The 11,477-nt window shown below is 63.3% G+C and carries 12 protein-coding genes; 6 read left to right on the top strand and 6 right to left on the bottom strand.

Annotation, left to right across the window (positions count from 1 at the left end):
- The first annotated feature begins 158 nt into the window (after positions 1-158).
- From KW842_RS14925 to KW842_RS14910, 4 genes are read left to right on the top strand one after another with little or no spacing between them, the layout of a single operon-like run.
- A complete protein-coding gene (locus KW842_RS14925; RefSeq protein ID WP_218304894.1) occupies positions 159-1,052 on the top strand; it encodes a 2-dehydro-3-deoxygalactonokinase in 894 nt (297 codons plus the stop codon).
- Positions 1,053-1,054: 2 nt separating this feature from the next.
- Positions 1,055-1,678 carry a 2-dehydro-3-deoxy-6-phosphogalactonate aldolase gene (locus KW842_RS14920; RefSeq protein WP_218304893.1) on the top strand — a complete coding sequence of 208 codons (624 nt, stop codon included), beginning with the start codon at positions 1,055-1,057 and terminating at the stop codon, positions 1,676-1,678.
- A gap of 30 nt (positions 1,679-1,708) precedes the next feature.
- Positions 1,709-2,590, top strand: a complete 882-nt coding sequence (locus KW842_RS14915) for an SMP-30/gluconolactonase/LRE family protein (RefSeq protein WP_218304892.1) — start codon at positions 1,709-1,711, stop codon at positions 2,588-2,590.
- Positions 2,591-2,619: 29 nt separating this feature from the next.
- Positions 2,620-3,042 (top strand): hypothetical protein, encoded by a 423-nt coding sequence (locus KW842_RS14910; RefSeq protein ID WP_218304891.1) that lies wholly within the window; start codon positions 2,620-2,622, stop codon positions 3,040-3,042.
- On the opposite strand, the gene KW842_RS14905 is transcribed toward KW842_RS14910, so the two are convergent.
- From KW842_RS14905 to groES, 4 genes are all read right to left on the bottom strand, one after another.
- The gene (locus KW842_RS14905) at positions 3,039-4,241 is read right to left on the bottom strand and encodes an MFS transporter (RefSeq protein WP_218304890.1); all 1,203 of its coding nucleotides are present in this window, start codon (positions 4,239-4,241) and stop codon (positions 3,039-3,041) included. The genes KW842_RS14910 and KW842_RS14905 overlap by 4 nt on opposite strands.
- The gene (locus KW842_RS14900; protein ID WP_218304889.1) at positions 4,241-4,648 is read right to left on the bottom strand and encodes a cupin domain-containing protein; all 408 of its coding nucleotides are present in this window, start codon (positions 4,646-4,648) and stop codon (positions 4,241-4,243) included. Before KW842_RS14900 ends, KW842_RS14905 begins: the two co-directional genes overlap by 1 nt.
- 137 nt (positions 4,649-4,785) lie before the next feature.
- Entirely contained in the window at positions 4,786-6,435 is a 1,650-nt protein-coding gene (gene groL / locus KW842_RS14895; RefSeq protein WP_218304888.1) for a chaperonin GroEL, read from the bottom strand.
- A gap of 45 nt (positions 6,436-6,480) precedes the next feature.
- Positions 6,481-6,771: a co-chaperone GroES gene (groES, locus tag KW842_RS14890; protein ID WP_026637491.1), complete on the bottom strand. Its 291-nt coding sequence runs from the start codon at positions 6,769-6,771 to the stop codon at positions 6,481-6,483.
- Between the two features lie 187 nt (positions 6,772-6,958).
- Between groES and KW842_RS14885 the strand changes: the two genes are divergently transcribed.
- The gene (locus KW842_RS14885) at positions 6,959-7,726 is read left to right on the top strand and encodes a helix-turn-helix domain-containing protein (protein ID WP_218304887.1); all 768 of its coding nucleotides are present in this window, start codon (positions 6,959-6,961) and stop codon (positions 7,724-7,726) included.
- A gap of 52 nt (positions 7,727-7,778) precedes the next feature.
- The gene (locus KW842_RS14880) at positions 7,779-8,996 is read left to right on the top strand and encodes an FAD-dependent monooxygenase (RefSeq protein ID WP_218304886.1); all 1,218 of its coding nucleotides are present in this window, start codon (positions 7,779-7,781) and stop codon (positions 8,994-8,996) included.
- Here KW842_RS14880 and araH read toward each other — a convergent pair.
- Both araH and araG read right to left on the bottom strand, forming a co-directional pair.
- On the bottom strand, positions 8,971-9,951 hold the full coding sequence (araH, locus tag KW842_RS14875; protein WP_218304885.1) for an L-arabinose ABC transporter permease AraH: 981 nt from the start codon (positions 9,949-9,951) through the stop codon (positions 8,971-8,973). The genes KW842_RS14880 and araH overlap by 26 nt on opposite strands.
- Entirely contained in the window at positions 9,948-11,477 is a 1,530-nt protein-coding gene (araG, locus tag KW842_RS14870) for an L-arabinose ABC transporter ATP-binding protein AraG (protein WP_218304884.1), read from the bottom strand. Before araG ends, araH begins: the two co-directional genes overlap by 4 nt.

Below are 11,477 nucleotides of genomic sequence, written 5' to 3'. Positions count from 1 at the left end.
GGCAACTTTTGCCGCTTTTTTACGCGCTTTGCCTTGTTCTTTTGGCAGGAAAACGTGGCTATCCTATACTATTTTGGTATCTGTCACGAGAGATAATTTATTGGCTGTTGAGGGCGCTTTTTCGTACCATCGATGCAGCATGAGTAAAGGACACGCCTGTGAGCAAGCAAATTTTGGGGATAGACTGGGGCACGAGCAACCGGCGCGCCTATCTGATAGATCAATCCGGCGCCTGTCTGGCCGAACATGAAGACAGTCAGGGCATGCTGGCGGTGGGCGGGCGCGACAAGTTTGGCGCGTCGCTGGCCGGCGTGCTGGAGGCGATGCCATTGCCTGCCGACGTGCCGGTGATTATGTCCGGCATGGTCGGCAGCGCTTCCGGCTGGCAGGAAGTCAATTACCTCGACGCTTCGGTGCCGCTGGAGCAGTTGCCGCAGCATCTGGCGGCAGTGACTGATCCGGCCTGGGCTGGCCGCGCGCACATCGTGCCAGGCTATGTCTACCGCAACGGCGCTTCTGCCGACGTGATGCGCGGCGAGGAAACCCAGCTGCTGGGCGCCGTCGCGCTCGGCCATCGCGACGGCTGGATCGTGCTGCCCGGCACCCACAGCAAGTGGGTATTGCTGCGCGACGGCGTGATCCAGTCCTTTGCCACCTATATGACCGGTGAGCTGTACGCCATGCTGTCCAAGGGCGGCACGCTGGCCGCGATGATGGAAGGCGACAGTGCCGACGCCGAAGGCTTTACCCTCGGCCTCAACCAGGCGGCGCGCAATGAGCCGCTATCGAATTCGCTGTTCCGCGTGCGCGCCGGCGTGGTATCGCGCTCGGCCCCGGCCGCGCAGGCGGCAGCCACCATCAGCGGCCTGCTGATCGGCGCTGAATTTGCCGCCGCCGCACGCGCGGCCGAAGGGCAGGGCATCGCTGTCATCGGTTCGCCGGCGCTGGCTGCGCGCTATGGCGTCGCCGCCCGGCATGTCGGCTTGAAGTGCACGGTGCTCGACCCGCATCAGGTGTATTGCACCGCCGTTTCCCAATTCCTCAAGGCTTAATCATGACCACTTTATCCCATCCGACCACGCCGCTGGTCGCCATCCTGCGCGGCCTGAATCCTGACGAGGCGGTCGATGTCGCCAAGGTGCTGTACAACGCCGGCTTCCGTGCGCTGGAAGTGCCGCTGAACCGTCCAGGCGCGCTGGAAGCGATCGCCTCCATCGTTGCGCTGAACCTGCCGGAGACGCTGGTCGGCGGCGGCACCATGCTGAACGTCGGCCACGTCGACGCGGTGTTTGAAGCCGGCGGCCGACTGCTGGTGTCGCCGAACTGCGTGCCGGCCGTGATCCGCCGTGCCGCCGACCTGGGCATGTATTGCGCGCCGGGCGTGGCCACGCCCAGCGAAGCGTTTGCCGCGCTGGACGCGGGCGCGCACGCGCTGAAGATTTTCCCGGCCGAGTCGGTCGGCCACGGCGGCATCAAGGCGCTGAAGAGTGTGCTGCCGGCCGGTACGCCGGTCTGGCCAGTGGGCGGCGTCTCGCCTGAGACGATGGCGGACTGGGTCAAGGCGGGTGCGACCGGCTTCGGCATCGGCGGCGCGCTGTACACGCCGGGCGTGACGCTGGAGCAGCTGAAGGAGCGCGCTGAATCCTTCGTCAGTACCTGGCGCGCTTTGGCCGTATGATGGCGGCTGTCTAACTACGGAATCGAACTGATGAGCAAGCATGATGTGCAATGCCTGTGGCAAGCGGGCGCGCAACTGGGCGAAGGCCCGCTGTGGGTGGCCGAACAGAACCGCCTGTATTTTGTCGACCTGAAGAACAAGACGCTGCACGCGGTGCAGGCCGACAGCGGCGAGCGCCATAGCTGGGCCTTCCCCGACTTTATCTGCTGGCTGATCGCGCGCCGCGACGGCGATGGTTTCATGGCCGGCCTGCGCGACGGCATTGCCCGCGTGTGGCTGGAGCCTGAGCTGCGCATCGAATATCTGCACCGTCCGTTCGCCGAAGGCAGCGGCCTGCGCATGAATGACGCCAAGGTCGACAGCACCGGCCGCATCTGGGCCGGTTCGATGCACAACACCGATTATGCGCAGGCGGTCGGCAAGCTGTTCCGCCTGGAGCAGGATCTGATGCTGCATGTGGCCGATGCGGGCTACCACATCTGCAACGGCCCGACCTTCAGCCTGGACGGCGCCACCATGTACCACACCGACAGCTTTGAAGGCCGCACCTACGCCTATCCGCTGTCGGCCGACGGCGCGCTGGGCGAGCCGCGCGTGTGGCGCCAGTTTGGCGAAGGCGAAGGTTCGCCGGACGGCATGACGGTGGATAGCGAAGGCTGTGTCTGGATCGCGCAATGGGGCGGCAGCCGCGTCTGCCGCTATTCTCCAGCGGGCGAACTGCTGGATACGATTGCTGTCCCAGTGCGCAATCCCGCCTCCTGCACCTTCGGCGGCGCTGACCTGAAAACGCTCTACATCACCACCGCCAGCGAAGACAACACGCCGGAGCAACTGGCCGCGCATCCGCTGACCGGCGCGGTGTTCGCGGTGCGCGTCGATGTTCCCGGCGTGCCAGCGGCCCGCTTCGGCTAAAATGCGGGCTTTAGCAATCGCGTTACGCCATGCAAAGCCCAGCTCCTAAATATCTTCACCTCAGCCCGGACGCAGACCTTCCCGCACTGGAAGGCCTGCGCCAGTTCAAAACCGTTCTTGTCGCCGATGCCGAGGTGGACGAGAGCATGATGTGGGACGTCAGCCGCTGGCTGATCGCGTCCGGCTGCCTGTACGCGCTAAGCTGGGGCAAGGACAGCGAGCAGTGGCGCGAGGCGATCGAAGACGCTGCGCTGGAAGCCGTCAACTACGAAGATGTGCCCGAAGAGCGGCGCGTGCAGGTCACTGCGCACGAGGAAGACGACCTGGAAGAAGTTTTCTGGTTCGCCCGACACCGCGCTTCGCACGCCGCCGACCTCAAGGACACGCTGCTCCTCCACCTCGCCGACACCCCGCGCCGCGAAGAACTCGAAGCGCAGTTCCGCGACGCTTAAGTTCCAGGCGCAAGCGCCTTTTGCACGCGCCATGATAGCGGCAGGGTTAGCAGCAGAAGTGCTGCCAGTGCGCACAGCGCCACGGAAACGCCCATCACATCGCCGAGCCGCCCGAACAGCACCGGCGACAAGGCGCCCGCACCGATGGTGCCGGTATAGAACCAGGCAAACGCCTGCTCATGCTTGCCGGCCGGCGCGAGTTCCGGCACCACGCCATACAGTACCGATGAGGTGCCGTTCAACGCCAGTCCCAGCAGCGGCAGCATGATCATCACGCCGCTCAGCGGCAGCCACACGGCCAGCAGCACGCACAGCGAGGTCAGCGACTCGGTCGCCCACACCGTCTTCATCATGCCGATGCGCGCACCCAGGTAGCCGCAGAACAGCTTGCCAAACGCACCGCCCACAAACAGCAGCGACAAGGCCAGGCCGATGCCAGCCGTGCCGGCGCCCTTGTTCTTCAGCAGGAAGGGCAGGAAGGTCAGGAAGCCCATGCGCACCGCGCTGTCCAGCGTACCGGTCGCCAGCAGTGCGCGCAGGCCGCTGACAGAACCCTTGCCATTCGACACCCGCGCTGACTTCTCACGCCCCGCCGACGCGCGCGCTGGCAGCAGCCACCATAGCAGCAAGGCCGCCGCCAGGCCAAGCACGCCGATCAGCATCACACTGGTCTGCCAGCTGACGACCACCAGCAATAGGCCCACCGCGCCGGGAACCAGCGTCTTGCCGATGTCGCCGGCAAAGTTGTACTGCGATAGCGCTTCCTTGACACCGCCACCGGCCTCATAGGCATCGGTTACCAGCGACGACGCCAGCGGATGCTGCGTGCTGGCGCCCAGTCCGCCCAGCATCAGCGCGAACAGCAGCACCGGCAGACCGCCAGCCAGGCCGGCGATCAGATACGCCACCCCGGCCAGCGCGGTGCCGCCGATCAGCATGCGTTCGCGTCCCCAGCGCCGCGCCAGGCGGCTGGCCAGCAGCTGAAAGCTCGCCATCACGCCGGAATACGCGGCGCGCAGCAGCCCGATCATCGCGTAGCTGATGGCGAACTGGGCCTGCCAGATCGGCAGCAGGACGTAGATCAGATCGGTGAGGCCGTCATGTACCGCATGCGCGCTGCAGGCGGCGAACAGCGCGCGGCGCCGGCTGGATGGCGCCGCATCGTCAGCGGCCGGCACGGCTGACGGCGGTGGCGCCATTATTGGGGGGCGCCTGCGGGAGCGGTGGTCAGCACGTCATCGTCGCTGCTCCAGGCTGGCGAGGTGATGGCGTAGAACGTCAGCGGCACGCCTTTGCTGGCGCGGATCGAGCGCACCGTGCTGGGCTGGATGACGATGTAGGAACCAGGCTGCACCGGCTGCACCTTGCCATCGGTCCAGACTTCGCCTTCGCCGCTCAGCACGAAGAAGGATTCCTCGCCCAGCTTGTTGTGGCTCCAGGCGCTGGCCTTGCCCGGTTCGAGGCGGAACAGCGCAACGCTGACCTTGTCGCTGCGGGCGCCGGCCGGCGCGGTACGGCCGCTCAGTTCACGCAAAGTGACGCCGGGCGCGGCGGTGATCAGCGGCAGGCTGTCGGGATGGAGGACGGGAGGCAGGTCCTGTGCCATGGCAGGGACGGAAGCAAGAGCGAGAAGAAGGGCAGGTAATTTCATATCGACCAGTGTAACAGACAAGAAAAAAGCCCACGCAGGACCGAAGTCCGCGTGGGCTTTTAGAAGCAGGCTAAGTCAGCCGGCCAGCATGATTACATCATGCCGTCCATGCCACCCATGCCGCCCATGCCGCCCATACCGCCCATGCCGCCGGCTGGTTTGTCTTCGGCGACTTCCGCCACCATGCAGTCGGTGGTCAGCATCAGGCCAGCGATCGAGGCTGCGTTTTGCAGCGCCGAACGGGTGACTTTAGCTGGGTCCAGAACGCCCATTTCGACCATGTCGCCGTAGGTGCCGTTGGCCGCGTTGTAACCGTAGTTACCCGAACCAGCCAGCACCGCTGCAACCACCACCGACGATTCTTCGCCAGCGTTTTGCACGATCATGCGCAGTGGCTCTTCCATGGCGCGCAGAACGATCTTGATACCTGCGTCCTGGTCGGCGTTGTCGCCTTTCAGGCCTTGTACTTGAGCGCGAGCGCGCAGCAGAGCAACGCCGCCGCCTGGCACGATGCCTTCTTCCACAGCAGCACGGGTAGCGTGCAGTGCATCTTCAACGCGTGCTTTTTTCTCTTTCATTTCAACTTCGGTCGCCGCACCGACTTTGATCACGGCAACACCGCCAGCCAGTTTGGCCACGCGCTCTTGCAGTTTTTCACGGTCGTAATCCGAGGTCGCTTCTTCGATCTGCACGCGGATTTGCTTGACGCGGGCTTCGATGTTGGCGGCCTGGCCGGCACCGTCGATCACGATGGTGTTTTCTTTGCCGACTTCGATACGCTTGGCCTGGCCCAGCTCTTCCAGGGTGATTTTTTCCAGGGTCAGGCCGACTTCTTCCGCAACCACTTGACCGCCGGTCAGGATGGCGATGTCTTCCAGCATGGCTTTACGGCGGTCGCCGAAGCCTGGCGCCTTAACAGCAACGGTTTTCAGGATGCCGCGGATGTTGTTGACCACCAGGGTTGCCAGTGCTTCGCCTTCGATGTCTTCAGCGATGATCAGCAGTGGACGGCCCGACTTGGCGATCTGTTCCAGTACTGGCAGCAGGTCACGGATGTTGGAGATTTTCTTGTCGCACAGCAGGACGAATGGGCTGTCCAGTGCGGCAACTTGTTTTTCCTGGTTGTTGATGAAGTATGGCGACAGGTAGCCGCGGTCGAACTGCATACCTTCAACGATGTCCAGCTCGTCGTTCAGCGATTTGCCGTCTTCCACGGTGATCACGCCTTCTTTGCCGACTTTTTCCATCGCTTCAGCGATGCGCTCGCCGATCGACGAATCCGAGTTCGCCGAGATCGCGCCAACTTGGGCGATTTCTTTGGTGGTGGTGGTTGGCTTGGCGATTTTTTTCAGCTCTTCGACGGTAGCCGTCACAGCTTTGTCGATGCCGCGCTTCAGGTCCATTGGGTTCATGCCGGCGGCAACGAACTTCATGCCTTCGCGGACGATGGCTTGTGCCAGCACGGTCGCGGTGGTGGTGCCGTCGCCGGCGTTGTCGCTGGTGCGGGAAGCAACTTCCTTGACCATTTGCGCGCCCATGTTTTGCAGCTTGTCTTTCAGTTCGACTTCTTTAGCAACGGATACGCCGTCTTTGGTGACGGTAGGGGCGCCGAACGAACGCTCCAGCACAACGTTGCGGCCTTTCGGGCCCAGGGTGACTTTAACGGCGTTGGCCAGGATGTTGACGCCTTCAACCATTTTGGCGCGCGCTGCGTCGCCGAAGATAACTTCTTTAGCTGCCATGTTTATTACTCCTTGAGGTGTTAAGTGGGATCGGTGGACCAAGAATTACTTGGTGACGATCGCCATGATGTCTTCTTCGCGCATGACCATCAGTTCCTGGCCGTCGATCTTGACGGTTTGGCCGGCATACTTGCCGAACAGGACGCGGTCGCCTACTTTGACATCCAGAGGACGTACTTTGCCGTCTTCCAGGATCTTGCCATTGCCAACAGCCAGGACTTCGCCTTGATCTGGTTTTTCAGCGGCCGCATCAGGGATGATCAGGCCGGACGCAGTTTTGGTTTCCTGGTCGAGGCGTTTGACGATAACGCGATCGTTCAAAGGGCGAAGGTTCATTCAAAACTCCTTAATTTTTAACAATGGTACAGTTTGTTGCCGTTTCAATCAGATTGCTACGGCGGAAATTTAATCGGTGGACTGTTAGCACTCCACCGTATCGAGTGCTAATTATAGGGACGACCTTGGGGCATTTCAAGGCACACAAGCTTGAGTAACATCAAAAAGACGCGAAAATAGTAAGGATATGACTACAGCGCATGATCTTCACCAGGAATTTGAGGCGCCAGACGCCTTGCGCGACGCGATCCGCTGCTTCTGGCACACGCGCCGGGAATTCCATGGCCCGCGTTTTGAGATCGTTCCGGACGGTTATGCGGAGATTGTTTTCTACTTCGGCAGTTGTTGTCTGGATGGCAAGCCGCTGCCGTCGCCGTTCCTGATGGGCTTGCTGAACCAGCCGGTGGTGCTGAGTACGGACGGCCGTCTGGACGTGATCGGCGTGCGCTGCTACCCGTGGACGGTGTTTGACTTGCTGGGTCTGCCGGCCGGCAAGGATGGCTTGAGGGTATTGGAGCATCCGGTGGCGCAGTTGCAGGAGCGCCTGCAGGCCTGTGTTGAGGCTGGCCGTATCGAGGATGCGGCCGGGCTGCTGGCGCAGTATTTTGTGCGTGCGCGACCGAAGGCTTTGGATAGCACACTGACCAAGGCTGGCGTAGCGATGCTGGAAGCCAGCGGCGCGATGCCGGTCAGCGCGGTTGCCGCTGCCGCGCATGCGACCGTGCGCACGCTGGAGCGCAAGTTCAAGCAGTCGTCGGGACACACGGTGAAAGATGTCTCCGGCCTGATGCGCTTTGAGCAGGCGCGCAATCGTCTGTGGACCGAGCCGGAGGCCAGCCTGGCCGCGCTGGCGCAGGAACTGGGCTACACCGATCAGTCGCACCTGAGCCGCGAGTTCAAACGCTATAGCGGCATGACGCCGTCGGCGTTCGCCGCGCAAAAACGGCGTCGCTAGTTTGTCGCATTTATACAAGCCGGGAGCAGGGTGCCATCGCTAGACTGGCGGCATGAATACTACTTACGATGTGATTATTTCAGGCGCCGGCCCGGTCGGCTTGTTTCTCGCTTGCGAGCTGGCGCTTGCCAACTGCACGGTGCTGGTGCTGGAGAAGGCGGAGGACGCACAGTCGCCTCTGAAGCAGATGCCGTTTGGCATACGCGGCTTGTCGGCGCCGACCATCGCAGCGCTGGACCGGCGCGGCTTGCTTGATCAACTGGAGGTGCCCAAGCGCGTCAAGAATCCTTTCGGCCACGTCGCTTCCGCGCAGGCCGGGCACTTTGCCGGCATCCCGTTTTTGCATGGCGATATCGATACCTCGCAATGGCCGCAGCGCTTGCCACACAGCCTGATATCCGAGCTGGCGGAGCTGGAAGCGGTGCTGACACGCCGCGCACTGGAACTTGGTGTGGCGATACAGCGCGGCGTAGCCGTCAGCGGCGCCACGCAGGATGCGGACGGCGTGGCGGTCACTGCCGGCGGTCAGGCGTTTGCCGGCCGCTGGCTGGTGGGCTGCGATGGTGCGCGCAGTGTGGTGCGCAAAGCGGGCGGCTTTACGTTTGAAGGCACCGAGCCGGAGTTCACCGGCTACACGCTGAAGGCGGACTTCGCCGATCCGGACAAACTCCCGCCTGGCCGCAACGTGACCGCCAACGGCATGTACTTCCAGTCGCAGCCCGGCTATCTGGCGATGCAGGATTTCGATGGCGGCGCGTTTCATCAAACCGGTGAAGCGGTAACGCTGGCGCATGCGCAAGCGGTGCTGCGCCGCATTTCGCACACCGATGTGACGATCAGCGCGCTGCATGTGGCCAGCACCTGGACCGACCGTGCGCGCCAGGCCACCAGCTATCGCAATGGCCGCATGCTGCTGGCTGGCGATGCGGCGCATATCCATTCGCCGCTGGGCGGGCAGGGACTCAATCTCGGTATCGGCGACGCGGCGAACCTGGGCTGGAAGCTGGCGGCCACCATCCGTGGCGATGCGCCGGCAGGCCTGCTGGATACCTATCACGCCGAGCGGCATCCGGTAGGCGCGCGCGTGCTGGACTGGTCGCGCGCGCAGGTGGCGGTGATGCGGCCAACGCCGGAGGGGCGCGCTTTGCGCGCGATCTTCGAGGATCTGCTGAAGACACGCGACGGTGCAAGCTATATCGCCGGCCGCGTGTGGGGCATCGCCGAGCTGGCGCGTGACGGGGAGCTTAGCGGCGTTCGCCGCGCGTCTTGAGCTGGTCGAGCAGCACCGCCACCAAGAGGATCAGGCCGCGCATCAGGTATTGGTAGAAAGCGTCTACGTCGAGCAGGTTCATGACGTTTTCCACCGTGCCCATGATCAGCACGCCGATCAGCACGCCGAAGATGCGCGCCTTGCCGCCTTGCAGCGAGACGCCGCCCAGCACGCAGGCGGAGATCACGTCCAGCTCAAAGCCTTGCGCTGCATTCGGCTGGCCGCTGGTGATGCGCGACGCGAGGATCAGGCCTGCCATCGCGGTGACCACACCTTGCAGCAGGAAGATCCAGACACGCAGGCGTTCGACGCGCACGCCGGCGAGGCGGGCGGCTTCCGGATTGCCGCCAATAGCCAGCGTGTTGCGGCCGAAGACGGTCTGATTGAGCAGGATGCCGAACACGATGAAGCAGGCGCCGGCCACCAGCACCGGCAGCGGCATGCCGAAGATGCGGGTATCGCCGAAGTCGATGAAGCTGTCGTCGTTGATGCCGACTGCCTGGCCTTTCGAGACGATGAAGGCCAGCCCGCGCACCATCAGCATGGTGGCCAGCGTGGCGATCAGCGCGTTGACGCGCAGGTAGGCGATCAGCACGCCGTTGAGGGCGCCGATCAATGCACCTGCGCCAAGGCCCGCCGCAACGGCGATCATGACGCTGCCGCTTTGCTCCAGCACGATGGCGCCCAGCACGCCGGAGAAGGCGATGGTGGAGCCGACCGACAGGTCGAAATCGCGCGAGGCCAGGCAGAACATCATGGTGCAGGCGACCATGCCGATCTGCGCGACCGACAGCATCAGACCGACCACATTGGTCACGGAGAAGAAGTTTTCCACCGTGGCGGACAGGATGGCGAACAGCACCAGATACGCCAGCGGCATGCTGTAGTCGGACAGCCACTGGCGGGAGATCAGCGGCGAAGCCGCAGCGGTGGAATTCAGTTGGGTGACGCTCATGCGATGCTCCGTGTAGGTTGTGCGGCTGGCGTCGCGCCATCGGGCAGGGCGAGCCGCAGGACTTCGGTTTCGTTGGCTTGTGCGCGCGGCAGTTCGCCGCAGATGGCGCCTTCGCGCATGACGATCACGCGGTCGGAAATGCCCAGCACTTCCGGCAGCTCGCTGGACACCACGATGACGCAGCAGCCACGCTCCGCCACTTCGTGAATAATCCGGTAGATATCGTTCTTGGCGCCGACGTCAATGCCGCGCGTCGGTTCATCGAGGATCAGCACTTTCAGTCCCGGCTCGGCAAGCCAGCGCGCCAGGATCACCTTCTGCTGGTTGCCACCGGAGAGCAAACGTATCTCCTGCTGGCGATTCGGTGTCTTGATGCGCAGCCGGGCAATGAATTCATCCGCCAGCGCGGCTTCCTGCTTGTGGCGCAGGAATACGCCGCCACGCAGATCATTGCGGCGCACGCTGATATTGATGTTCTCCGCCACCGACGCTGTGGCGAGAATGCCTTGCTCCTTGCGATCCTCCGGGCACAGCACGATGCCGGCGGCGATGGCGTCGGCCGGGCCGCCGCTGGCGACAGGCACGCCATCCAGCAGCACCATGCCGCCGTTGCGCGCATCGGCGTTGTACAGCAATCGCATCAACTCGCTGCGGCCGGCGCCGACCAGGCCGAAGAAGCCCAGCACTTCGCCGCCGTGCACTGCAAAACTCTGTGGGCACTTGACGTGCTTGCCATCCAGCCCTTGTACCTGCAGACGCGCTTCGCCACGCGGGCGCTCGCGATAATCATAGATGTCGCTCAGCTCGCGGCCAACCATGTCGCTGATCAGACGGTCGCGCGGCACATCGGCCATCACGTCGTGGGTGACGATCTTGCGGCCATCTCGGAAAATGGTGCAGGCATCGCATAGCTCATACAGTTCTTCCAGCCGGTGCGAAATATAGATCAGCGTGCGGCCGTCGGCACGCAGCTCTTTGACGAGGCGGAACAGGATTTCGGTCTCACGATGCGACAGCGAGGAGGTAGGTTCATCGAAAGCGATCACCTGCGCGTCCTGCATGATGGCTTTGCAGATTTCCACCATCTGCCGCTGCGCGATCGACAGGTCGGCCAGGCGCGCGGACGGCGACAGATCAACGCCGATGGCTGCCAGCTTCTCGGCCACCATGCGGTGCGCGCGTTTTTTATCCAGCAGGCCAAAGCGCGTGGGCATGCGGCCCAGCAGCACATTCTCCGCCACCGTCAGTTCGGGAACGTATTGCAGCTCCTGGTGAATGATGGCGACACCGGCGCGGATGGCGTCCTTGGCGCTGGTGAAATGGCGCTCCACGCCATCGACAAGCAAACGCCCGCCGTCCGGCTTGTACTGCCCGCCGAGGATTTTCAACAGCGTCGACTTGCCCGCGCCATTCTCGCCCAGCAAGCCATGCACCTGGCCGGCGTGAGCCGAGAAGCTCACGCCGTTCAGCGCCTTCACGCCGGGGAAGAATTTGCAGACCTGGTCGAATTCCAGATATGCGGCCAT

Source organism: Duganella sp. sic0402 (genome assembly GCF_019219065.1).
In the GTDB taxonomy this organism is placed as follows: domain Bacteria; phylum Pseudomonadota; class Gammaproteobacteria; order Burkholderiales; family Burkholderiaceae_D; genus Rugamonas.
The sequence above is the reverse complement of the archived record's forward strand: the minus strand, read 5'-3'. Positions and strand labels throughout refer to the sequence as shown.